Source organism: Pseudomonas sp. FP2335 (assembly GCF_030687535.1).
Classification (GTDB): domain Bacteria; phylum Pseudomonadota; class Gammaproteobacteria; order Pseudomonadales; family Pseudomonadaceae; genus Aquipseudomonas.
Map to the genome: position 1 here is coordinate 1,434,559 of NZ_CP117437.1, position 23,508 is coordinate 1,458,066.

General features: G+C 61.5%; 20 protein-coding genes. 6 read left to right on the forward strand and 14 right to left on the reverse strand.

The genetic code is table 11. From position 1 onward, the window contains the following. Positions 1 to 85: 85 nt before the first annotated feature. Complete coding sequence (locus tag PSH81_RS06275; protein ID WP_305392179.1) at positions 86 to 721, reverse strand: TetR/AcrR family transcriptional regulator; 636 nt, start codon at positions 719 to 721, stop codon at positions 86 to 88. 93 nt (positions 722 to 814) lie between these two features. Between PSH81_RS06275 and PSH81_RS06280 the strand changes: the two genes are divergently transcribed. Genes PSH81_RS06280 through PSH81_RS06290 form a run of 3 tightly spaced genes read left to right on the forward strand, consistent with a single transcriptional unit; the run spans position 815 to position 5,583 of the window. Further along, positions 815 to 1,915, forward strand: coding sequence for an efflux RND transporter periplasmic adaptor subunit (locus PSH81_RS06280; protein ID WP_192299369.1), 1,101 nt, complete (start codon positions 815 to 817; stop codon positions 1,913 to 1,915). Between the two features lie 6 nt (positions 1,916 to 1,921). Further along, positions 1,922 to 4,987, forward strand: a complete 3,066-nt coding sequence (locus tag PSH81_RS06285; RefSeq protein WP_305392180.1) for an efflux RND transporter permease subunit — start codon at positions 1,922 to 1,924, stop codon at positions 4,985 to 4,987. A 2-nt stretch (positions 4,988 to 4,989) separates the two neighbouring features. Further along, complete coding sequence (locus PSH81_RS06290) at positions 4,990 to 5,583, forward strand: LysE family translocator (RefSeq protein ID WP_192299367.1); 594 nt, start codon at positions 4,990 to 4,992, stop codon at positions 5,581 to 5,583. Positions 5,584 to 5,619: 36 nt separating this feature from the next. On the opposite strand, the gene PSH81_RS06295 is transcribed toward PSH81_RS06290, so the two are convergent. Genes PSH81_RS06295 through plsB form a run of 3 tightly spaced genes read right to left on the reverse strand, consistent with a single transcriptional unit; the run spans position 5,620 to position 9,321 of the window. Beyond that, entirely contained in the window at positions 5,620 to 6,309 is a 690-nt protein-coding gene (locus PSH81_RS06295) for a DUF4197 domain-containing protein (RefSeq protein WP_226455886.1), read from the reverse strand. Between the two features lie 39 nt (positions 6,310 to 6,348). Further along, positions 6,349 to 6,750, reverse strand: coding sequence for a YbaY family lipoprotein (locus PSH81_RS06300; RefSeq protein WP_192299365.1), 402 nt, complete (start codon positions 6,748 to 6,750; stop codon positions 6,349 to 6,351). Between the two features lie 51 nt (positions 6,751 to 6,801). Continuing rightward, positions 6,802 to 9,321, reverse strand: coding sequence for a glycerol-3-phosphate 1-O-acyltransferase PlsB (gene plsB / locus PSH81_RS06305; RefSeq protein WP_226455885.1), 2,520 nt, complete (start codon positions 9,319 to 9,321; stop codon positions 6,802 to 6,804). A gap of 181 nt (positions 9,322 to 9,502) precedes the next feature. On the opposite strand from plsB, the gene PSH81_RS06310 reads away from it, so the two are divergent. Beyond that, the gene (locus tag PSH81_RS06310) at positions 9,503 to 9,712 is read left to right on the forward strand and encodes a cold-shock protein (protein WP_226455884.1); all 210 of its coding nucleotides are present in this window, start codon (positions 9,503 to 9,505) and stop codon (positions 9,710 to 9,712) included. Between the two features lie 144 nt (positions 9,713 to 9,856). Here PSH81_RS06310 and PSH81_RS06315 read toward each other — a convergent pair whose 3' ends face one another. The 4 genes from PSH81_RS06315 to PSH81_RS06330 all read right to left on the reverse strand — a co-directional run bounded on the left by PSH81_RS06315 (position 9,857) and on the right by PSH81_RS06330 (position 15,090). After that, on the reverse strand, positions 9,857 to 10,234 hold the full coding sequence (locus PSH81_RS06315) for a hypothetical protein (protein ID WP_078731861.1): 378 nt from the start codon (positions 10,232 to 10,234) through the stop codon (positions 9,857 to 9,859). A 49-nt stretch (positions 10,235 to 10,283) separates the two neighbouring features. Then, on the reverse strand, positions 10,284 to 11,093 hold the full coding sequence (locus PSH81_RS06320; RefSeq protein ID WP_226455883.1) for a putative RNA methyltransferase: 810 nt from the start codon (positions 11,091 to 11,093) through the stop codon (positions 10,284 to 10,286). Continuing rightward, on the reverse strand, positions 11,093 to 12,244 hold the full coding sequence (gene dapE, locus PSH81_RS06325) for a succinyl-diaminopimelate desuccinylase (protein ID WP_305392181.1): 1,152 nt from the start codon (positions 12,242 to 12,244) through the stop codon (positions 11,093 to 11,095). The genes PSH81_RS06320 and dapE overlap by 1 nt, the downstream gene beginning before the upstream one ends. Positions 12,245 to 12,498: 254 nt before the next feature. Continuing rightward, positions 12,499 to 15,090 carry a glycosyltransferase gene (locus PSH81_RS06330; RefSeq protein ID WP_192299361.1) on the reverse strand — a complete coding sequence of 864 codons (2,592 nt, stop codon included), beginning with the start codon at positions 15,088 to 15,090 and terminating at the stop codon, positions 12,499 to 12,501. 217 nt (positions 15,091 to 15,307) lie between these two features. On the opposite strand from PSH81_RS06330, the gene tcdA reads away from it, so the two are divergent. After that, the gene (gene tcdA / locus PSH81_RS06335) at positions 15,308 to 16,117 is read left to right on the forward strand and encodes a tRNA cyclic N6-threonylcarbamoyladenosine(37) synthase TcdA (protein WP_370694889.1); all 810 of its coding nucleotides are present in this window, start codon (positions 15,308 to 15,310) and stop codon (positions 16,115 to 16,117) included. Between the two features lie 116 nt (positions 16,118 to 16,233). Here tcdA and PSH81_RS06340 read toward each other — a convergent pair whose 3' ends face one another. From PSH81_RS06340 to PSH81_RS06355, 4 genes are all read right to left on the reverse strand, one after another. Beyond that, positions 16,234 to 16,647, reverse strand: coding sequence for a SufE family protein (locus PSH81_RS06340; RefSeq protein WP_305392182.1), 414 nt, complete (start codon positions 16,645 to 16,647; stop codon positions 16,234 to 16,236). Continuing rightward, positions 16,644 to 17,849, reverse strand: coding sequence for an aminotransferase class V-fold PLP-dependent enzyme (locus PSH81_RS06345; RefSeq protein ID WP_305392183.1), 1,206 nt, complete (start codon positions 17,847 to 17,849; stop codon positions 16,644 to 16,646). The genes PSH81_RS06340 and PSH81_RS06345 overlap by 4 nt, the downstream gene beginning before the upstream one ends. A 64-nt stretch (positions 17,850 to 17,913) precedes the next feature. Beyond that, the gene (dapD, locus tag PSH81_RS06350) at positions 17,914 to 18,948 is read right to left on the reverse strand and encodes a 2,3,4,5-tetrahydropyridine-2,6-dicarboxylate N-succinyltransferase (protein ID WP_192299357.1); all 1,035 of its coding nucleotides are present in this window, start codon (positions 18,946 to 18,948) and stop codon (positions 17,914 to 17,916) included. Between the two features lie 33 nt (positions 18,949 to 18,981). Continuing rightward, a complete protein-coding gene (locus PSH81_RS06355; protein ID WP_229999207.1) occupies positions 18,982 to 19,290 on the reverse strand; it encodes an arsenate reductase in 309 nt (102 codons plus the stop codon). A 269-nt stretch (positions 19,291 to 19,559) separates the two neighbouring features. Here PSH81_RS06355 and PSH81_RS06360 point away from each other — a divergent pair, with 269 nt between their 5' ends. Next, positions 19,560 to 21,203 (forward strand): Na+/H+ antiporter, encoded by a 1,644-nt coding sequence (locus PSH81_RS06360; protein WP_305392184.1) that lies wholly within the window; start codon positions 19,560 to 19,562, stop codon positions 21,201 to 21,203. 69 nt (positions 21,204 to 21,272) lie between these two features. Here PSH81_RS06360 and PSH81_RS06365 read toward each other — a convergent pair whose 3' ends face one another. Together PSH81_RS06365 and dapC are read right to left on the reverse strand one after the other, a co-directional pair. After that, positions 21,273 to 22,004, reverse strand: coding sequence for a M12 family metallopeptidase (locus tag PSH81_RS06365; protein ID WP_305392185.1), 732 nt, complete (start codon positions 22,002 to 22,004; stop codon positions 21,273 to 21,275). Positions 22,005 to 22,173: 169 nt separating this feature from the next. Continuing rightward, positions 22,174 to 23,373, reverse strand: a complete 1,200-nt coding sequence (gene dapC, locus PSH81_RS06370) for a succinyldiaminopimelate transaminase (protein WP_226455877.1) — start codon at positions 23,371 to 23,373, stop codon at positions 22,174 to 22,176. Positions 23,374 to 23,508: the final 135 nt, after the last annotated feature.

A 23,508-nucleotide genomic window follows, 5' to 3' on the forward strand; every position in this document is an offset into this window, starting at 1 on the left:
ATTTGACCGAGTTCCAACTTTGGAATGCGGCCAAATGTGGGAGCGGGCTTGCTCGCGAAAGCGACCGCCCAGCCACCACAAAACTTCAAGCCCGATAAGCCCGCATAAACAACCCCACCACCTCCCGCACATGCTCCTCGGCCGCCTCCTCACTCAACGGCCCGCCACAGCCATACAACAAGCAGAAATTCGCCGTGCCCTTGAGCAGGCAGAAGAAGTGCTCGGCCGCCGTAAACGGTTTGTCGATGCTCAGCGCGCCACTTTGGTCGATCTTGCCCAACAAGCGCTCCATGCCTTGCAGCATGCGCATCGGCCCCGCCTCGAAGAAGATCTGTGAGAGTTTTACGTCCTGGTTGCCCGTGGTCATCATCAGGCGATGCAGGTTCACCGATTCCTTGCTGTTGATCAGCCGATGGAAGCCCCGCGCAATGTTCAACAGCACGGTTTCCACAGGCATGTCGGCGGGCAACTCGAAGTACATCACCGGCAATTGTTCCTCGCACGTGGCGACCACGGCGGCGGTGAATAAGGTCTCTTTGTCGGTGAAGTGGCTGTAGACGGTCAGTTTCGACACGCCGGCCTCAAGGGCGACAGCATCCATGCTGGTACTGGCGTAACCATTGCTCAAAAACAGGATTTTCGCTGCTTCGAGGATAGCCTGGCGTTTTGCCATGTCCTTGGGACGCCCGGGGCTATTGGTGTTGGCAGGATTGTCGGACATTTTCACCTTTAATACTGGACTGGTGAGTTTGGTATTAATAACATACTGGCCAGTATAATTATTCCTAGCTCCATTTGCGAAAGGTCCTTCAGCATGCGCAGCACTTTCCTGCCCCTTGCGTTGCCTGCCAGCTTGGCGTTCCTCTTGGCCGCTTGCGGCCATGAAGAAGCGGCCCAGACCGTTATCCGCCCGGCCATGGTGGTGCAGCCGCAGCCTTCGGCGCAGGCGAGTGACAGCTACCCCGGTGAAGTCCGTGCGCGCTATGAGCCGGACCTGGCCTTTCGCATCGGCGGCAAAGTCAGCAAGCGCCTGGTCGAGGAGGGCGAGCGGGTCAAGGCCAATCAGCCGCTGGCCGAGCTGGACCCTCAGGATGTGCGCCTGCAACTGGAAGCCACCCGCGCCCAGGTCGCCGCCGCCGAGGCCAACCTGAGCCTGGTGCGCGCCGAGCGTGATCGCTACAAGACCCTGATGGACCGTCAGATGGTCAGCCGTTCCCAGTACGACAATTCTGAAAACCTCTACCGATCCGGCGAAGCACGTCTCAAACAGATCAAGGCCGAGTTCGACGTGTCGAGCAACCAGGCCGGTTACGCCACGTTGCGCGCGCCCCAGGACGGTGTGGTCGCCAAGCGCGCCGTGGAAGTGGGCCAGGTGGTATCCGCCGGCCAGACCGTATTCACCCTGGCCACCGATGGCGAGCGTGAGGTGTTGATCAGCCTGCCCGAGCAAGGCTTCGCCCGGTTCAAGATCGGCCAGCCGGTGTCCGTCGAATTGTGGAGCCAGCCGGATCAGCGTTTCGCCGGGCGTATCCGTGAACTGTCGCCAGCAGCCGACCCGAAATCGCGCACCTTTGCCGCGCGTGTGGCATTTACCGGCGGCAAAGTCCCTGCCGAACTGGGCCAGAGTGCGCGGGTTTTCATACAGGCTGACGGTGTGATTCCGCTGTCGGTGCCGTTGTCTGCCCTCAGTGCGGAGAACGGTGCGTCCTACGTGTGGCGTGTACAGGCAGACAACACGCTTAAACGCACCCCGGTGCGCATCGGTGCGTTCGGCGAAAAATCCGTGCCGGTGCTGGAAGGCTTGAGTCCCACTGATTGGGTGATCGCCGCCGGCGTGCATGTGCTCCATGAGGGCCAGCAAGTGCGCCCGGTGGATCGCTCCAACCGGATAGTGAATCTGGCGGCCAAGGAGTAGTCCCCGATGGGTTTCAATCTTTCCGAATGGGCGTTGCGTAATCGCCAGATCGTACTGTTCCTGATGATCCTGCTGGCAGTGGTCGGCACCTTGTCCTACACCAAGCTGGGGCAAAGCGAAGACCCGCCGTTCACCTTCAAGGCCATGGTGATCAAGACCAACTGGCCCGGCGCTACGGCTCAGGAGGTTTCGCGCCAGGTCACCGAGCGCATCGAGAAAAAACTGATGGAGACCGGCGACTACGAGCGCATTGTCTCCTTCTCGCGTCCCGGCGAATCCCAAGTCACCTTTATGGCCCGCGACTCCATGCACTCGGCGCAGATCCCCGAGCTGTGGTATCAGGTGCGCAAAAAGATCAGCGACATCCGCCAGACCTTGCCGCCGGACATCCAGGGGCCGTTTTTCAACGATGAGTTCGGCACCACCTTCGGCAACATCTACGCCCTGACCGGCGATGGTTTTGACTACGCCGTGCTCAAGGACTACGCCGACCGTATCCAGATTCAACTGCAACGCGTGCCGGATGTGGGCAAGGTCGAGTTGCTTGGCCTACAGGACGAGAAGATCTGGATCGAGTTGTCCAACCTCAAGCTGGCGACCCTCGGCCTGCCGTTGGCGGCGGTACAGCAGGCGTTGCAAGAACAGAACGCGGTCTCTACCGCCGGCTTCTTCGAAACCCCGACCGAACGCGTGCAACTGCGGGTGTCGGGTAATTTCAAGACGGTGGAAGAGATCCGCAACTTCCCGATTCGTGTGGGTGACCGCACCTTCCGTATCGGCGATGTCGCCGACATCCACCGGGGCTTCAACGATCCTCCGGCACCGCGCATGCGCTATATGGGCGCGGACGCCATCGGCCTGGCCGTGGCCATGCGCGACGGCGGCGACATCCTGGTGCTGGGCAAGGCGCTTGAAGGCGAATTCGCACGCCTGCAGAAGAACCTTCCGGCAGGCATGGAGCTGCGCAAGGTGTCGGATCAACCGGCTGCGGTGAAAACCAGTGTCGGCGAATTCGTCCAGGTCCTGGCCGAGGCACTGGCCATCGTGTTGCTGGTCAGCTTCTTCTCCCTCGGTGTACGCACCGGCATGGTGGTCGCCCTGGCAATTCCGCTGGTGCTGGCGATGACCTTTGCCAGTATGTATTACCTCGGGATCGGCCTGCACAAGATCTCCCTCGGCGCATTGGTATTGGCCCTGGGCCTGCTGGTGGATGATGCGATCATCGCCGTGGAAATGATGGCGATCAAAATGGAGCAGGGCTATGACCGGCTCAAGGCCGCGAGTTTCGCCTGGACCAGCACTGCGTTCCCGATGCTCACCGGTACCTTGATCACCGCCGCGGGTTTTCTGCCGATTGCCACAGCGCAGTCGAGCACTGGTGAATACACCCGCTCGATTTTCCAGGTGGTGACCATCGCCTTGCTGGCCTCTTGGGTCGCGGCCGTGGTGTTTGTGCCGTACCTGGGGGAAAAACTCCTGCCGGACCTGGCGAAGATTCATGCGGCCAAACATGGCGCCGACGGTCCTGATCCCTACGGAACCCCCTTCTACCAGCGTGTAAGACGTTTGGTGGAGTGGTGCGTGCGCCGGCGTAAAACCGTGATCGTACTGACCCTGCTGCTGTTTATCGGCTCGGTGGCGCTGTTCCGTTTTGTGCCGCAACAGTTCTTCCCGGCCTCAGGTCGCCTGGAGCTGATGGTCGACCTGAAGCTGGCCGAAGGCACCTCCCTGAGCAACACCGCCGAGCAGGTCAAACGTCTGGAAGCGCTGCTCAAGGATCACGTCGGTATCGACAACTACGTGGCTTACATAGGCACCGGTTCGCCGCGTTTCTACCTGCCCCTGGACCAGCAGTTGCCGGCCGCCAGTTTCGCCCAGTTTGTGGTGTTGGCCAAAACCATCGAGGAACGTGAAAGCCTGCGCACCTGGCTGATCGAAACCCTCAACGAACAATTCCCCGAGCTGCGCTCGCGGGTCACGCGCCTGGAAAACGGCCCGCCTGTAGGCTACCCGGTGCAGTTCCGCGTGACTGGCGAACACATAGAAGAAGTCCGCGCCCTGGCGCGGAAAGTGGCGGCCAAGGTTCGCGAAAATACCCACGTGGCCAACGTGCACCTGGATTGGGAAGAGCCGAGCAAGATCGTCTACCTCAATATCGACCAGGACCGCGCCCGCGCCCTCGGTGTGAGCACCGCCAATCTGTCGAAATTCCTACAGAGTTCGCTGACAGGTTCCAGCGTCAGCCAATACCGGGAGGACAACGAGTTGATCGAAATCCTCCTGCGCGGCACCGTCCACGAGCGCACCGAGTTGTCGCTGCTGCCAAGCCTCGCCGTGCCGACCGACAACCGTAAAAGTGTGGCGCTGTCGCAAATCGCCACCCTCGAATACGGCTTCGAAGAGGGCATCATCTGGCACCGCAATCGTCTGCCGACGGTGACGATCCGCGCCGACATCTATGGCAAGGAGCAACCGGCGACCCTGGTCCAGCAGATCCAGCCGACCCTTGAAGGCGTGCGCGCCGAACTGCCGGATGGCTACTTGCTGGAAGTCGGCGGTACCGTCGAGGATTCTGCCCGTGGGCAAAACTCGGTCAAAGCCGGCGTACCGCTGTTTATCGTGGTGGTGCTGACCTTGCTGATGCTGCAACTGCGCAGCTTCTCACGTACGGCGATGGTGTTTCTGACGGCGCCGCTGGGCCTGATCGGCGTGACACTATTCCTGTTGGTGTTCCGCCAGCCCTTCGGCTTTGTGGCCATGCTTGGCACCATCGCGCTGTCGGGCATGATCATGCGCAACTCGGTGATCCTGGTGGATCAGATCGAGCAGGACATCAAGGCCGGGTTGGCGCCATGGCAGGCCATTATCGAAGCTACCGTCCGACGCTTCCGTCCGATTGTTCTCACCGCCCTCGCGGCGGTGCTGGCGATGATCCCGCTGTCGCGCAGCGTGTTCTTCGGGCCGATGGCAGTGGCGATCATGGGTGGGTTGATTGTGGCGACGGCGTTGACCCTATTGTTCCTGCCGGCCCTGTATGCTGCGTGGTTCCGAGTGAGGAAGGACGTCGCGTAATCATGTTGGCCACTGTTTCAGCCCTGATGTTGTTATTGCTTGCCCCTGGCCCGACCAACACCCTGCTGTTTCGCGCAGGGCTGTTGTTCGGCTGGCGGGCCTCGTGGCAACTGGCATTTGTCGAGTGCCTGGCCTACCTGCTGCAGGTTTCGCTGTGGGGTGTGGCCTTGCTGTATCTGGCGGCGTATTCGCCATGGGCGTTGAAGGCCACGCAACTGGCGGCGGCGTGTTACCTGCTGTATGTCTCGTACAAACTCTGGCAACGCAAGAACAGCGCGGCCGACCCGAGCCGCGACCGTTTCTCCGGGCTGTATTTCTTCTGGCTGACGGTGATGAATCCCAAAGGCCTGTTGATCGTGTCGTTCATCGCGCCGGTCGGCGCCTTTGCCACGTTGCCAGGCTATGCCGGGTTCATGCTCACCCTGGTGTTGGTGGTGATCCCGGTAGGGTCGGCGTGGATTGTGCTGGGCAGTCGCTTCGAAGGGATTCAAAAGGCCTGGCTGACGCCGTTGAAGATCAACCGCGCCACCTCGATCGCGATTGGCTGCTTTGCCACGTTGATGGTGGGGCGGTTGGCGGAATCGGTCCTGCATTAGATCGCTCCCCGTTGCAGGGAGCGATCCTTCCAACGTTTACAGCGCGCCGAACACCTTCTTCGCCAGGCTGGTGGCCGCGGCCGCCGGGTTCTTGCGAATGGTTTCTTCCTGTTGCGCGATCATCTTGAACAAGCCATCCAGCGCCTGCTCGGTCACGTAGTTTTCGACGTTGGCGCTTTTGGCGTCCACTGCGCCAAACGCCGCAGCCTTGCCGGCCAGGGCGTTGTACTGCTGGGCCACGCCGACCTTGTCGGTCGCCGCTTTCACGATGGGCAGGAACTTGGCGCGGATCTGCTCGCGGCTGCTTTTGTTCAGGTATTGGGTGGCCGAGTCCTGGCCGCCGCTGAGGATGCCCTTGGCGTCGGTCACGCTCATGTTTTTCACGGCATTTACCAGGATCGGCTGGGCCTGGGTCACGGCGGACTCCGCAGCTTTGTTCATGCTGGTTTCCAACTGCGTGACCTGGTCACCCATGCCGAACATCTTCAGCTTGTCGGCCACTTTGCCCAACTTGCCCGGCAAACCGATCTTCACTTGCGGATTGTTACTGAAACCTCCCGGTACACCCAGTTGTTTCACGGCGATCTGTGCGCCTTGGGTCAGGGCGTCCTTCAGGCCGCCGCTGGCGTCGCCCTGGGACAGGCTGCTGAGGTCCAGGGCCATGGCGTTGGCGCCGAGCAGCAGGCCGGCACACAGGGCAGTAAAGCGAAGGGAGTTGCGGAGCATGGGCGCTTCCTTTTGATGGGGCGTGTGTTCTGGAGGCTATCAGTGGGCCGCGGCGTCAACGCGCAAGCGCAGGGGTTGCGGGTCCTGGCCGTTGAGCTGCACAGAGTGCCGTTCGGTGGTGATAAACATTAGCTTGCCATCCACTTCGATGCGAGCGCTGACCGAATAACTGTGGCCAGGCTTGACCTGTGCTGGGTCGTAGCTCAGGTGAAACGCCAGGGGCACCTGACCTTTGACCGGGCCTTTCTGCTCCGCCAGCGTCACGGCTGGCGCGTCGGCCAGGGACACGTCTTGCAGGCTGACACTCAAGATGGCGGTGGGCGGCAGGGCGATGCGTTGCAGGTAGAACACTTCGCCATCGAGGCTGGCCTTGGGGGCGGGCGTCATGGATTGGCAGGCTCCGAGCAGGGCGGTGAGGCCGAGGAGGATGATCTTTTTCATGGTGTTGCTCCTTGTCAACGGCGCCGGAAACCGCCCGGCGCCTTATTCAATCTAGCGGCTTTCTTCAGGCGTGGGGGCGTCAGGTTCGAGCGGCGTTTGCGCCGCGCCATCGACGCGATGCAGTGCGACCTGGCGGATCGACAGGCGAATTTCCGCCGGCAACACGCGCTTGGCCGCGCCTTCGGCCAGTTCGCCGAGCAGGTCGTGGTAGCTCAGCTTGCCGGCTTCATCGCGGCGCAGCACATCTTGCTCCAGCAACGTCTGAATAAAATGTCGGAAAAGGCTCTTGTCGAAGAACTCCGGTGCGTTGAGACCATGCAGGATCGACAGGCGCTGGGCCATCACCGTGCACAGGTCCTCCAACTCCTCGGCGCTGATGCTGTTCTGGCCGCTGTTGAGCAGCAGCGAGATCGCCATGTAGAAGCGTTGCAGGGTCTGGGCGATGCTCTTGGACAATAGCGTCAGCAGCACGAAGTGCGTTGAACTCGGGGCCGGGCGCAGGTACACGTTGTTCTCGAAGCGCAGCAGGCCTTGCTCGACGAAGGCTTCCAGCCACTGGTCGACCACGCTGTCCAGCTCATCCAGCGACCAGCGGATAAACAGCTCCGATTGCAGGTACGGGTACAGCGCGTGGGTGTAGCGCAGGATCTGTTCGCGGCTCATCCGCGAGCTGCTCTGGAAAAAACTGGCGAGCAATGCCGGGAGGGCAAAGATGTGCAGCACGTTGTTGCGGTAGTAGGTCATCAGGACAGCGTTTTGCTCGCCCAGGTACACAATCTTACCGAGGGCGTCGCTCTGTTCCGACAGCAGATCCATGTCCTTGACGTGCTTGATCAGCGCCAGGCCATCGCCTTCGGGCAACGTGGTGTGGGGCGAGTAGGGCACGCGGCGCAGTAGCGCCAGGTACAGGTCCAACTGGCGTGCCATGGCCTGTTCATCCAGGGCCAGGCGTGTGGTTGAGAGCAACGCCAGGGCCACCAGGTTGACCGGGTTGACCGCAGCGGCTTCGTTGAGGTGGCGGGCCACCCGCTCGCCGAGGCGGTTGGTGGTTTCGTTGAGCCATGCCGGTTTGTAGTTCGGGCCCAGCTCCTGGGCGCGCCAGTCCGGTTGCTCGGCGTCGAGGAACTCCGCCAGTTTGATCGGCTCGCCGAAGTTGACCGCGACTTGGCCAAAGCGCTGCTTGAGCGCGCCGACCACTTTGAAAATATCGAAGATCGACTCTTTCTTCTTGCTCGCGCCGCGCAACTCACCGAGATAGGTCCGGCCTTCGAGCACGCGCTCATAGCCGATGTACACCGGCACGAAGACGATGGGCATGCGCGAAGAGCGCAGGAAGCTGCGCAGGGTGATTGCCAGCATGCCGGTCTTTGGCTGCAGCATGCGCCCGGTACGCGAGCGGCCGCCTTCGACGAAGTACTCCACCGGGAAGCCTTTGGTGAACAGGGTATGCAGGTATTCGTTGAACACCGAGGTGTACAGCGGGTTGCCCTTGAAGGTGCGGCGCATGAAAAACGCACCGCCACGGCGCAGCAGGCTGCCGATCACCGGCATGTTCAGGTTGATCCCGGCGGCGATGTGCGGCGGGGTCAGGCCATTCTTGAACAGCAGGTAGGAGAGCAGCAGGTAGTCGATGTGGCTGCGGTGGCACGGTACGTAGATCACCTCGTAGCCCTGGGCAACCTTTTGCACGCCTTCGATGTTGTTGACCTTGATGCCGTCGTAGATCTTGTTCCAGAACCAGCTCAGCACCACTTCGAGGAAGCGGATCGCGGTGTAGGTGTAGTCCGACGCGATCTCGTTGCCGTAGCGCAGGGCCAGGGCCTTGGCTTTGTCCGGGGCGATTTTTTCGCGTTCGGCCTCGTCCGCAATGGCTTGGCGCACCAGCGGCATATTGACCAGGCCTTTGACCAGGTTGCGTCGGTGGGACAGGTCGGGGCCGATCACGGCGGTCTTCAGGTTGCGAAAGTGCACCCGCAGGATCCGTTGGGCCATGCGGACGGTGCGTTCGTGGCCTTTATTGTGCTCGATCAACTCACGCAGGTTGATAGGCGCGGAGAATTGCACACGGGTCTTGCGACCGAGGATCAGGATGCTCAGCAACCGGCGCAGGCGGCCGGTGACCGCCCAGCTGTCGGCGAACAGCAGTTTCCACGGGCTGGACTCGCTTTCCGGCGACTGGCCCCAGAACACGCTGACCGGAATGATTTGTGCATTCTCTTCGGCGTGCTCGCTGAGGGTGTTGACCAGTCGGGTCAGGGTCGGCGGCGCGCCGCGCTTGTCCTGGCGGCCGAGCCAGTCCGGCTCGGGCGTGAGGTAGAAGAACGCCGCCGGCTCCATCAACGGGCCCACCGATACCGGCAGCACCGGGCGCGGCAGGCCGGCCTTGGTGCACTCGGCATCGACCACGGCCAATTCGGTGAGGGAGGGCGATTGCAGGACGTAGAACACCGGCCGACTGCGGTCGAGGTTAAGGGTAAGGGACGACTGGTTGATCGTCTCCGAGCGAACCCAGAGGTACAACAGTCGGCGCAAGGTGCCAAACACCAGACGGCGGAACGGGGAGCGGGTCATAGGCGTGCTGCTTCAAGTGGGAAAAACCGAGCAGGTGCTCGGGCGGGTAGTGTGCCGTATTCGCCGAAAATCGGCAAAAAAGCCGCGAAGTAAACTTGAGTTGATGGTTTTTGAACCTGTCTTATACTCGGCAGTTCAATGCGACCGACTCAACAATAAAAAGCATATGGGAGGAAGACAGATGACAACGCGCGAAACCGGCAATGTGAAGTGGTTCAACGATGCAAAGGGTTACGGGTTTATTCAGCGGGATGATGGCAAGGATGTGTTTGTGCACTACCGCGCCATTCGCGGTGAAGGCCATCGTTCGTTGGCCGAGGGCCAGCAGGTGGAATACGCCGTGGTGACCGGCGAGAAGGGCTTGCAGGCGGAGGATGTGGTGGGCCTGTAACCTGATTTTTGTTACATCGCTGAACCCATGTGGGAGCGGGCTTGCTCGCGAAAGCGGTGTGTCAGTCACAAGAGATGTTGACTGATCCACCGCTTTCGCGAGCAAGCCCGCTCCCACATTTGATTGGGTTCACAATTCGGCTTTCTATGCAGTTTTCCAGGTGATCTGTTCTTCACCGTCCGCGCTGATACGAATCCAGGTGTCGGCGCTTTCTTCGCCTTCTTCCTCAACCCACGTACCCGGTGCGCAACGCACTTCGACGTTCAGCGCAGCAAATGCAGCGCGGGCGCAGGCGATGTCGTCGTCCCACGGGGTCTGGTCGCTTTCCAGGTACAGGCTGTTCCATTTGCCTACAGCCTTCGGCAGCCAGGTGACAGGCACGTTACCGGCCTTGCACTTGTAGGTCTGGCCTTTCTGGACCCAGTCGGTGCACGGGCCCAGGGCGGCGCCCAGCCAGGCGGCGATAGCCTTGTAGTCGACGTCGGCGTCCTTCAGGTAAATCTCGATATCGGGTTGGCGCATGGATGTTCCTCGTTGCGGGATTTAAAAAATCCATTCGCGGAAAAGTCGGTTATTGAAGCACGAAATAGTCGTAGCGCATCGACACGGTGACGATCAGCGGCTCGGCGGCCTCGATCACGTCGCTGCGGCGTTCGGCACTGGCGCGCCAGCCATGGGGTGTCATGGCCAGCAGGTTGGCGCGGTCCTGGGGTTGCGCCAGGCTCAGCGTGAACTCGAGGGTTTCGCTGTGCGCCAGGCTCATGCCTTCCGGCACCAGGGCCAGGTGTTTGTCGTCGGTGTACTCACGCACCTCGTCGTAAAGGCGCTCGCGCAGTTCCATCAGGTGACCGCTGGTCGGGCCGACTTTCATCAAACCGCCGCCGGGGCTCAGCAGGCGCTTGGCCTCTTCCCAGTCCAGCGGGCTGAATACGCTGGCGAGGAATTGGCAACTGCCTGACGCCAAGGGCACGCGGGCCATGCTGGCGATCAACCAGGTCAGCGCCGGGTTGCGTTTGCACGCACGCTTGACCGCTTCCTTGGATATGTCCAGCGCATAGCCGTCGGCGCGGGGCAGGGCGTCGGCGATTTGCGCGGTGTAGTAACCCTCGCCGCAGCCGATGTCCACCCAGCGCGCCGGGGCGCGCTCAGCGGCCAGTTCGGCCAGGCGCCTGGCGACCGGCGCGTAATGGCCGGCGTTGAGGAAGTCGCGGCGCGCCTCGACCATGGCGAGGTTATCGCCCGGGTCGCGGCTGTTTTTGTGCTGCACCGGCAACAGGTTCAGGTAACCCTGGCGTGCGCGGTCGAAACGGTGCCCGGCGGGGCATGCGACGCCATTGTCGACCGCGTTGAGCGGCGCACTGCAAATGGGGCAGGCCAGCATCAGGCGAGCAACTTGATCAGGGTCTGGTAGTAGATTTCGGTCAGCACGTCGAGGTCGCTGGCCAGAATGCGCTCGTTGACCTGGTGGATCGTCGCGTTGACCGGGCCCAGTTCGACCACCTGGGTACCGAGGGTGGCGATGAAACGCCCATCGGAGGTGCCACCGCTGGTGGACGCCTGGGTCGCACGCCCGGTGATCGCCTTGATGCTCGCGGATACCGCATCCAGCAGCGCGCCCGGCTCGGTGAGGAACGGCAGGCCCGACAGCGCCCACTCCACGTGCCAGTCCAGGCCATGCTTGTCGAGAATCTGCGCGACCCGCTGCTGCAGACCTTCGACGGTGGATTCGGTGGAGAAGCGGAAGTTGAACACCGCCGTCAGGTCGCCCGGGATCACGTTGGTCGCGCCGGTGCCGGAATTCAGGTTGGAAATCTGGAAGCTGGTCGGCGGGAAGAAGGTGTTGCCGTCGTCCCAATGCTCGGCGGCCAGTTCAGCCAGGGCCGGAGCGGCCAGGTGGATCGGGTTCTTCGCCAGGTGTGGGTAGGCCACGTGGCCTTGTACGCCGCGCACGGTCAGGGTGGCGCCGAGGGAGCCGCGACGGCCGTTCTTGACCACGTCACCCACCAGCGTTGTGCTCGACGGTTCGCCGACGATGCACCAGTCCAGGCGTTCCTTGCGTGCGGCCAGGCGTTCGATCACGGCCTTGGTGCCGTGGTGCGCCGGGCCTTCTTCATCGCTGGTGATCAGGAAGGCGACCGAGCCCTTGTGGTCCGGGTAGTCGGCGACAAAACGCTCGGACGCGACGAGCATCGCGGCCAGGCTGCCTTTCATGTCCGCTGCGCCACGGCCGCAGAGCATGCCGTTGTCATCGATCAGCGCGTCGAACGGGTCGTTCTGCCAGGCCTGCACCGGGCCGGTCGGCACCACGTCGGTGTGACCGGCAAAGCACAGCACCGGGCCATCGTGCTTGCCATGGGTGGCCCAGAAGTTGTCCACGTCTTCAATACGCATCGGCTCAAGCGCAAAACCGGCGTCGCCCAGGCGCTGCATCATCAGCTTCTGGCAATCGGCGTCGATCGGCGTCACAGAGGGGCGACGGATCAGGTCGATGGCAAGTTGAAGGGTCGGCGAAAGGTCGGCATGGGCCGTCATGGGAAAACTCCGGGAAGCGTGTTGTGGGCGCAGGACGAATGTGGAATACAGAGCTCGGGGCGACGCAGAGCCAATGTGGGAGCTGGCTTGCCAGCGATAGTATCGCCGCGGTGTGCCAGCCAGACCGCGGCGTCTGCATCGCAGGCAAGCCAGCTCCCACACAGAGCAAAGGCAGGGCCAAGACTCATAAAATGGCCGTTATCTTATAGCAAAACGGCGGCCAGAGGCCGCCGTTTAGTGCATTGCGCAAGTTTTTACGCAGCTGGCGCGGGCTCCACGGCTGCCGAAGGTTTCGGCAACGACGACAGGAACGCCATGATCAGCGCCGCCACGTACGGCAGCGACTGTACCAGCAGCATCACCACCCAGAAGCGCATGTCATTGCTCGGCAGGCCTTGCACCAGATAGATCCCCAGTGCGGCACCCCACAACAGCAGCATGATGAACATTTCTTCGCGGGCTTCGGAAATCGCTACCCAGAAGCCGTGGTTATCCGCGTTTTTCGGTGTACGAAAGAACGGAATACTGCTGGTGAAGAAGCCATACAGCACCGCCTTGGCGATGGTGTGGGACAACGCCAGGCCGGCCAATGCTGCGCAGAACGCGTCCTTGAGGTTCACGCCTACGGCACGGCGGTACAGGAAGATGATCTTGCCCACCTTGAACACGAACAGCGCCAACGGCGGAATCGCGAAAATCAGCAGCGGCGGGTCGACCCGCGTCGGCACGATGATCATCGCCGCCGACCACAACAGCGCGCCGACGGTGAAGAAGATGTTCATGCCGTCCGCCACCCACGGCAACCAGCCCGCGAGGAAGTGGTAACGCTGGCCACGGGTCAGCTCGGTGCCCTTGCCACGCAAGAGGCTTGCGGTGTGGCGCTTGATGATCTGGATTGCACCATAGGCCCAGCGGAAACGCTGTTTCTTGAAGTCGATAAAGGTATCCGGCATCAAGCCCTTGCCGTAGCTGTCGTGGTAATACGCTGCCGACAGGCCTTTCTCGAACACCCGTAGGCCGAGTTCGGCATCTTCACAAATGCACCAGTCGGCCCAGCCGAGTTCTTCGAGCACCGAGCGACGGGTCATGGTCATGGTGCCGTGCTGGATGATCGCGTCACGGTCGTTGCGGGTGACCATGCCGATATGGAAGAAGCCCTTGTATTCCGCGTAGCAGAGCTTCTTGAAGGTGCTTTCGTTCTGGTCGCGGTAATCCTGCGGCGACTGCACCACCGCGATTTTCGGGTCGGCGAAGTGCGGCACCATGTGCTTGAGCCAGTTCGGCGATACGCAGTAATCGGAGTCGATCACCGCGATCACTTCGGCATCCTTGGCGGTGTGCGGGATCAAGTAGTTCAACGCGCCACCCTTGAAACCGGCCAGGGGCGCGACGTGGAAGAACTTGAAGCGCGGGCCGAGGGTTTCGCAGTAGTCGCGCACCGGCTCCCAGACGGCCGGGTCCTTGGTGTTGTTGTCGATGATCAGGACTTCGTAGTCCGGGTAATCGAGGGCGGCCAGGGCGTCGAGGGTCTGTTTGACCATCTCCGGCGGCTCGTTGTAGCAGGGCACGTGGATCGACACTTTCGGGCGGTAGTCCGAATCCCCTTCAACCGGCAGGAATTCACGCCGGCGCTTGTGGGTCCACACCGCTTCCGCCAGTTCGTGGGCCTCGGTCAGCAACACGATAAACACGCCCAGCGCGCCAAGGGCCAGGAGAATGCCAACGGTGACACTGAACCAGGTGCTGTATTGCTGGCTGTAGTCGTAACCGATCCACACCAGCACCGAACCGCACAGGAACGCGATAAAGGTCAGGAAGGTCCGACCCCGCTGGCGCAGCGCCGAGCCGTCGATCATCAGCAGGGTCAGGGACAGCAGCGCGAGCACCACCGAACCGATGGCGAGTACGCGCCACTGCGGGATCGCGACGACCGGGCCTTCAAAGTTGAATTTCTGCTGGCGCGCGCCGTTGAATACGCCCCAGTAAGCACCGGCCGAGCCTTCGTCGCTGACTTTCCACGGCTGATCGAAGGCCTCGATCACGAAGTAGTTGTAGCCCTGGCGGTTCAGCTTATTCACCAGCGTACGCAGGTAAATCGCCTGGTCGGCCGGCGACGTTTCGTTGCCACCGCGCATGCGCCCGTTACTCGGCCAGCCAACTTCCGACAGCAGCAGCGGCTTTTTCGGGAACAGCTTCTTCAGATCCTTGGCACGGTCGAGTACGTACTGGCCGGCCTTGTCCATCGGAATGTATTCCCAGAACGGCAGGATGTGCGCGGCGATCAGGTCGACGTGCTTGGCCAGTTGCGGGTTCTTTTCCCAGATGTCCCATTGCTCGGATGTGGTGACCGGCACTTTGACGGCGGCGCGCACCCGATCCAGCAGCACGATCAGCGCTTCTGGAGTGATGTCCTTGCGGAACACGGCTTCGTTACCCACCACGACCCGCACCACGCTGCGCGAGCTGTTGGCGATTTCGATGGCGCGCTGGATTTCCCGTTCGTTGCGTTCAAGGTCGGGGCTGATCCAGATCCCCAGGGTCACCCGCAGGCCGAACTCTTCGGCCAGTTTGGGGATGTCACCCAGGGTGCCGTCCACCGAGTAGGTACGGATGTTGTCCGTCAGCTTGCTCATGATCTCAAGGTCACGACGCATCTCGTCGTCGCTTGGGAACTGGTTTTTCTGTGGGTACTGGCCTTGCTGGAACGGCGAGTAGGAAAAACCGGAGATCTGTTCAGGCCAGTTGGGAGCGGTGACCGGGCGGTTGATCAGCGCCCAGAAGCCGGTGAACAGCGCGGCAATTGCCAGCACGATCACCAGATTGAGTCCAAATTTACGCGATGCCATGGTTATGTCGGGTTCCAAAGGGTGTGGAACGAAAAGAGGTGTCGGCCTGCGCCGAACGGCGCGCATCCTACACCGGCCTTTCCCTGAGCGTATAGCAGACAGAGAAAAGCCGGACGTTAGTCAGCGAAAGGCCATCTAAGTTCTTTACTTGTAGCTTGTCGCTTCGAACTTGTCGCTCTGTAGTCCATAATGCGCGCCGGTTTTTGGGGTAATGGTCATGAGTACAGAAGATCCACGGTTTGCAGGCGTCGCCCGCTTGTATGGCATTGAAGGCCTGGAACGCTTGAAAGCGGCCCATGTGGCGATCGTCGGCGTCGGCGGCGTGGGCTCCTGGGCGGCGGAAGCCATGGCCCGTTGCGGTGTGGGCGAGATTTCGCTGTTTGACCTGGATGACGTGTGCGTCAGCAACAGCAACCGCCAGTTGCATGCGCTGGACAGCACCGTAGGCAAACCCAAAGTCGAGGTGATGGCCGATCGCTTGCGCGGCATTAATCCGGATTGCGTGGTGCATGCGGTGGCGGACTTCGTCACCCGCGACACCATGGCCGAATACATCACGCCGAACATCGACTGCGTGATCGACTGCATCGATGCCGTGAATGCCAAGGCGGCGCTGATCGCCTGGTGCAAGCGCCGCAAGATCCAGATCATCACCACTGGCGGCGCCGGCGGGCAGATCGACCCGACGCTGATCCAGGTGTGTGACCTGAACCGCACGTTCAACGACCCGCTGGCGTCGAAAGTGCGCTCGACCTTGCGTCGGGACTACGGTTTCTCGCGCACCGTGACGCGCCATTACAGCGTGCCGTGCGTGTTCTCCACCGAGCAGCTGCGCTATCCCAAGCCGGATGGCAGCATCTGTTTGCAGAAGAGTTTTGTCGGCGATGGGGTGAAGCTGGACTGTGCCGGTGGGTTTGGGGCGGTGATGATGGTGACGGCCACGTTCGGCATGGTGGCGGCGACCAAGGCCGTGGACAAGATTGTGGCCGGGGTGCGCAGGCCTTCAGAGCGTGTTAAACCCGCCTAGGTTCCAGAACCTTGCACAATTCAAAATGTGGGAGCGGGCTTGCTCGCGAATGCGCTGGTTCAGGCAATGATGTATCGACTGGCACACTGCTTTCGCGAGCAAGCCCGCTCCCACAGTTAGCCTTGTGTACGGCTTAGTTCTCGCATGCGCTGCAGCACTGCATTCAAGCCATTGCTGCGCGACGATGATAATTGGCGGGAAAGTCCTAATTGATTGAACCAGTCGTGCAGATCGACGGCTTGCAGTTCAACGGCCGACAACCCATTCACCCGCGCCAGCAGCAACGCCACCAGTCCCCGAATCATCCGTGCATCACTGGCGGCAGCAAACTGCCAATGCCCGTCTTGCAAGCGCCCCACCAACCACACCAGGCTTTCACAGCCCTGCACCAGGTTGGCGTCGACTTTATCTTCCGCGGCCAGGGCCGGCAAACGCTCGCCCCATTGCATCAGCATGCGCGCGCGCTGTTCCCAACTGCCTACCGCCTGGAAGGCCTCCAGTGCAGCGACTGCCTCCACCGGCAGGCTCATCGCAGCATATCCAGCGCCTGATCCAGTGCTTCAAAAAAGCGCTCCAGATCGTCGGAATCGTTATACAGCGCCAGCGATACACGGATTGCCCCCGACAAATGCATCGCCTTGAGCAACGGCATCGCGCAATGGTGCCCGGCGCGCACGGCAATACCTTGTTCAGTCAGCAGGTGGGCGAGATCAGCGTTGTGCACGCCTTCGACCACGAAGCTGACCAGGGCCACCTGGGGCGATCCCAATACCTGTACGCCGTTGCGTGCTTTGAGCCCGCGCAACAGGTAGTCGTGCAGGGCCGCTTCATGGGCGATCACGGCGTCGGCGTCCAGTGAACTCAGGTAATCCAGGCTGGCGCCCAGGCCGATCACGCCTGCAATCGGCGGCGTACCGGCTTCAAACCCCAGGGGCGCCGGACGGAAGCTGGCGCTGTGGTAATCGGCCTGTTGCACCATCTCGCCGCCGAACTGCCAGTGGCGCAGGTGATGCAGCGCTTCATTGCGGCCAAACAACACGCCGACGCCATCCGGGCCGTAGAGTTTGTGGCTGGAGAAAACGTAGAAATCGCAAGCCAGGGCCTGCACGTCGTGGCGGCCGTGGACGATGCCCTGGGCGCCGTCCACCACGCTCAGGGCGCCATGGGCCTTGGCCAGTGCGAGCAAGGCGTCCAACGGCTGCCAGGCGCCGAGTACGTTGGACAGCTGGCTCACCGCCAGCAGGCGCGTGCGCGGGCCGATCAACTCACTGGCGGCGGCGAGGTCGATCACGCCGTCATCGCCCAGTGGCAATACCACCAGCGTCAGCGCGCGGCGTTTGGCCAGTTGCTGCCAGGGCAACAGGTTGGCGTGGTGTTCCAGGGCGCTGATGACAATCTCATCGCCCGCATTGAATAGATGCTCCAGGCCATAGGCCAAGAGGTTCAGCGCAGAGGTTGCGCCGTGGGTGAAGACGATCTGCCCGCTGTCGCCTGCGTTCAGCCACTGCGCGACCTTGCTGCGGCTGTCTTCGAATGCCTGGGTCGCATGGGCCCCCGGCAGGTGCTGGGCGCGGTGCACATTGGCTGCGCCATTGGCGTAGTAATGGCTGATGGCGTCCAGCAAGGCCTGGGGTTTTTGCGTGGTTGCGGCGTTGTCCAGGTAGGTCTGGTCTTGCCGTTGCAGGGTGGCGATGGCCGGGAAATCGGCGCGCCAGGGAGAGGGCACTAGCATGGTGTTCAAGACTCGTATAAGCGAGCCCCAGGGTCGGGGCCCGCTAGTGGCATCGAGTGGCTGCTTAGTTGTGAGCGTGCAGCGCTTCGTTCAGTTCGATGGCCGATTTGTGGGTTTTGCACTCCACGGCACCGGTCTCGGAGTTGCGGCGGAACAGCAGGTCCGGCTGGCCGGCCAGATCACGTGCCTTGACCACCTTGACCAGTTGGTTCTGCTCGTCCAGCAGCGCGACCTTGGTCCCGGCGGTGACGTACAGGCCCGATTCCACGGTGTTGCGGTCGCCCAACGGGATACCGATACCGGCGTTCGCGCCGATCAGGCAGCCTTCGCCCACCTTGATCACGATGTTGCCGCCGCCCGACAGGGTACCCATGGTGGAGCAACCGCCGCCCAGGTCGGAACCCTTGCCGACGAACACGCCAGCCGACACACGGCCTTCGATCATGCCCGGGCCTTCGGTGCCGGCGTTGAAGTTAACGAAGCCTTCGTGCATCACGGTGGTGCCTTCGCCCACGTAGGCGCCGAGGCGGATCCGCGCGGCGTCAGCGATACGCACGCCGGTCGGGACCACGTAGTCGGTCATTTTCGGGAACTTGTCCACCGAGAACACTTCCAGCAGCTCGCCACGCAGGCGGGCTTCCAGCTGGCGCTCTGGCAGTTCGCCGAGATCGATCGCGCCCTGGCTGGTCCACGCCACGTTCGGCAGCTGCGGGAACACACCGGCCAGGCTCAGGCCGTGGGGCTTGACCAGGCGATGGGACAGCAGGTGCAGCTTGAGGTAGGCCTCAGGCGTGGAGGTCAGCGCGGCGTCTTCGGCCAGCAGGGTGGCGACCAGCGGGGTGTGGCTTTCAGCCAGGCGATTGAGCAGTGCAGCCTGGGTGGCGTCGACGTTCTTGAGTGCATCGGCCAGTTGCAGCGCCTGGCTGATGGTGAAGGTGATCGCCTGGTTGCCTTCGGTGTAGCCGAGGATCGGCGCGATGGCGGCGACGATCTCTGCCGACGGGTTGAGCAGCGGTTGTGCGTAAAACACTTCCAGCCAAGCACCTTGGCGGTTCTGAGTGCCGACGCCGAAGCCCAGGCTGAACAGGGAATTGGACATGCTGTTACCTCTACAAAAATGGAAAGGGCTGGCCTACTTGAGGGCCGCCGAATAGCTATCTGGCTTGAAGCCAATCAGGGTTCTGTCACCGAGATCGAGCACCGGGCGCTTGATCATCGAGGGTTGTGCGAGCATCAATTCAATGGCTTTCGACTGATCGAGATCGGCTTTGCGTTCGTCTTCGAGTTTGCGAAAGGTGGTGCCCGCACGGTTCAAAACCACCTGCCAACCGTGCTCATTGCACCATTGGGTCAAGTGTTCGCGGTCGATACCGGCCGTTTTGTAGTCGTGGAACTCGTAGCTCACCCCGTGCTCATCGAGCCAGGTGCGCGCCTTTTTCATGGTGTCGCAGGCTTTGATGCCGAAAAGGTGCAAGGTTTTGCTTGAAACGGTCAAGGAATTGCCCCCCTTTGGACCAATGAAAACGCAAGGTCACGGATTATGCCACGACCGGCGGCCTGTGGTGCCGCTCGTCATGCCAGCGTGCGACTTATGTGCAAATGCCGGGCGGCAGCCGAGGCAGGTAACATAGCTGGCTAATATGGCACTTCAAAGGCGCGGCATTGCCTTATGTGTTTCATAGCAAGTCGATTGTCCGGGAACCCCGCGTTATGCAAACCGCCTATACCGTTCTAATCATGCTGATGCTGGTCAGCGTTTCGCGTCTGGTCGGGCGTGTCATTCCTTTGCCGTTGCCCTTGGTGCAGATCGGCGCAGGCGCCTTGCTGGCCTGGCCGACGCTGGGGTTGCATGTGGCGCTTGACCCGGAGTTGTTCCTGTTTCTGTTCCTGCCGCCGCTGTTGTTTTCCGATGGCTGGCGCATGCCCAAGCGTGAGTTGTGGCGGCTGCGCGGGCCGATCCTGACGTTGGCGGTGGGGCTGGTGCTGTTTACCGTGGTCGGCGCCGGTTACTTCATTCATTGGCTTTTGCCTACGATCCCACTGCCTGTGGCCTTCGCCCTGGCGGCAGTGCTGTCGCCGACGGATGCCGTGGCAGTGTCGGCCATTTCCCAGAATCGTTTGCCCACGCCGTTGATGCATATGCTTCAGGGGGAGGCCTTGATGAATGATGCTTCGGGCCTGGTGACGTTCAAGTTCGCCCTGGCTGCGGCGTTGACCGGAGTGTTTTCCCTGGCGGATGCCGGCCTCACGTTTGTGTTGGTGGCCGCCGGCGGCTTGGCCGTTGGCGTGGCGTTGAGCTGGCTGGTCGGTCGCTTGCGTGCGTGGATGATCGCGCGGGGTTGGGACGACCCGGCGACTCACGTGGTGTTCATGTTGCTGCTGCCCTTCGCCGCGTATGTGCTGGCTGAGCGTTTGGGGGCATCGGGGATTCTCTCGGCGGTGGCAGCGGGCATGATGCAAAGCTGGCTCGACCTGTTGCCGCGCCAGACCAGTACGCGCTTGCTCAATCGCAGCGTCTGGTCGCTGTTGGAGTTTGCTTTCAACGGCTTGATCTTCCTGCTGCTGGGCTTGCAACTGCCGGACATCATCAAGGCGGTGGTCAGTCATGAGCCGACGCTGTGGCCGACGTTGTTGTATCGCTGCCTGGACGTGATCGCGATCTTCCTGGTGTTGCTGGTGCTGCGATTTATCTGGGTGCAGAGCATCTGGCGGCTGTCGGGTTTGTTGCGCAGGCTGCGTGGGAAAAGTGAGCTGACCCTGGTGCCGACCGCGCGCTCATGCTGGCTTCTGACGGTCGGCGGTGTGCGGGGGGCGGTGACCCTGGCGGGTGTGATGTCGGTGCCGTTGCTGCTGGCGCCGGGCCAGGCCTTCCCTGAGCGCGACTTGCTGATCTTTATCGCCGCTGGCGTGATCCTGCTGTCGCTGGTCGCCGCCTGCATCGCCTTGCCGCTGTTGTTGCGCGGCGTCGAAAAGAGCCCCGATGAGAAGCGCCACAACGAGGTTCGCGAGGCCTGGAAGAAAACCGCCGTGGCCGCGATCCATGCCCTGGAAGCCGAAGAGCCTGTGGAAAGCGACAACCAGGACGCCGCCCAGGCCGCGCTTGCTGCTGAGTTGAAGGCACGCCTGATGTCGGAGTATCGCCATCAGTTGGACGTGTTCAACGACTCCGCCGAAGCCCAGGCGCTGGCTCGCCAGATGGACCTGCTTGAGCGCAAGTTACGCCTCAAGGCCCTGCGGGCGCAGCGCCTGGAGTTGTACAGCTTGAGCCGTCATCACCAGATTGGTGATGACGTGTTGCGGGAGGTGTTGGCCGAGTTGGATATGAGCGAGGCGAACCTGGGCTCGCTGAAATGACCCGTCAGTATCCTATACCTCGCACCTTACTGGCAGCGTGCAGGCGTGGTGTCCTCACCTGGCTGAATATCAATCGGCCAATAAATGGATCACTGGTTTGTCGACGGAAGCGGGTGGGTATAGGAGCGCGATAAATTGCTTATCGCCTTCCGATATATCCTCATTGAAATCCACGCCGACGCCATTGGTTGTTACGTGCGGCGGAACTTTGTAGTGCATCACTGACTTTGAGTCGTAGGCTGATGTGAGAGTGGTGCTCGAATCGGGAGGGTTTAGAAAATTCTCGTCGGTGACCTCTTTTGTATGACCAAGACTTTCGGATTCCGAGTACAGTTTTTCCTTGTTCCACTGTATGTCGTTATCCGGATGTTGGTGTTCATGCAACAGCCCCAATGCGTGCCCGAATTCGTGCCGTATTGAGTGGTTGAGCATATCGGCAGTCTGCACCAGGTCGATGTGCAGGGTGGGTTCGTGCAGAGGCATTTGTTTTGCCTCTGTGCCAATGACCGACCAATTGCCTGTACCGTCATTTTTGCCCGATATTCGAATGTCACCGTCATTGGTGTTGATAAAGTTGAACTTCAAGTTTGTATAAGGCTGCCAAAGATTAATATTTTTCTTTATGTATTCTTTTGCTTTATCCGGCATGTCGAACAATGAAATATTAAGCGTTGAGCCTTGGGGCCATAAGTGTTGGGTCGAGGCAATGCCACGTTCGTGCCTGATCAGCACGGGGGCGGCTGTTTGGGGGGATGGGAGTGCGGGGATGTTGTAAGAGTAGCGCGAGAGATTATTGATCATTAATGTTCCAGGACCGTCGTCGGCCGGCAAGAGCATCCATTCAGTTTATGAGTCCGTCCGTTGGGTGGTAAGTCCTGAAGTCTGGTTCCATGTGCAGTGAGCAAAGTGCTCCGTCTCGACGTGCGCCTGGATGCCCCGCACTGCGTTGCACAGTGCGGGTATTACAGGGTTACTTGCGACGCTGAATGAAATCGCGAATCCGCTCCGCCGCTTCCACACACTCCGCCAACGGTGCAACCAGCGCTAGGCGCACACGCCCGGCGCCAGGGTTGAAACCGTCCACTTCCCGCGATAGGTAAGAACCTGGCACCACGGTCACGTGTTCTTCCACGAACAGGTCACGGCAGAACGCGGCATCGTCGCCCTTTACATTCGGCCACAGGTAGAAACCACCGTCCGGGCTTTGTACGTCCAGTACTGGCTTGAGGATGGCCAGCACCGCGTCGAACTTCTCGCGGTACAGGTCACGGTTGGCCAAGACGTGGGCCTCGTCCTGCCAGGCGGCAATGCTGGCCAGTTGGGTTTGCACTGGCATCGCGCAACCGTGGTAGGTGCGGTACAGCAGGAAGGCCTTGAGGATGTCGGCGTCACCGGCCACGAAACCCGAGCGCAGGCCCGGCAGGTTGGAGCGCTTGGACAGGCTGTGGAACACCACGCAACGCTTGAAGTCCTGGCGGCCGAGTTCGACGCAGGCGCTCAGCAGGCCCGGCGGCGGGGTCTGTTCGTCGAAGTACAGCTCGCTGTAGCACTCGTCGGCGGCGATCACGAAGTCGTATTCGTCGGCCAGGGCGATGAGCTTCTTCAGGGTGTCGACCGGGATCAGCGCACCGGTCGGGTTGCCGGGGGAGCACAGGAACAGGATCTGGCAGCGTTTCCAGATGTCCGGGGTCACGGCGTCGAAGTCCGGGTTGAAGCCGTTGGCATCCAGGCATGGCAGGTAATGCGGCTTGGCCCCGGCCAGGAACGCAGCACCTTCGTAGATCTGGTAGAACGGGTTCGGGCTGACCACCAGCGCGTCGTCGCCACGGTTGACCACGGTCTGGGTGAAGGCGAACAGCGCTTCACGGGTGCCGTTGACCGGTAGGATATTGCGTGCCGGGTCGAGCCAGCCCTTGGGCACGTCGAAGCGGCGTTCGCACCAGGCGCCGATGGCCTCGCGCAGGGCCGGGATGCCCAGGGTGGTTGGGTAGACGGCCATCTGATCGAGGTTGTCGGCCAGGGCCTTGGCCACGAATTCCGGGGACTTGTGCTTGGGTTCGCCGATGGACAGCGCAATCGGGCGCTTGTCCGGGTTCGGCGTGACGCTGCCGAGCAGGGCGCGCAGTTTCTCGAACGGGTAGGGTTGCAACTGGTTCAGGGCGTTGTTCATGTAAGCCTCTATCACGGTGAGCACCGAACCTGTGGGGGCTGGCTTGCCTGCGATCGCATCGCCGCCAGTCATCTGTTGCACCGCGGCGCCCGCATCGCAGGCAAGCCAGCTCCCACAGGGATCGTGTTCACAAAG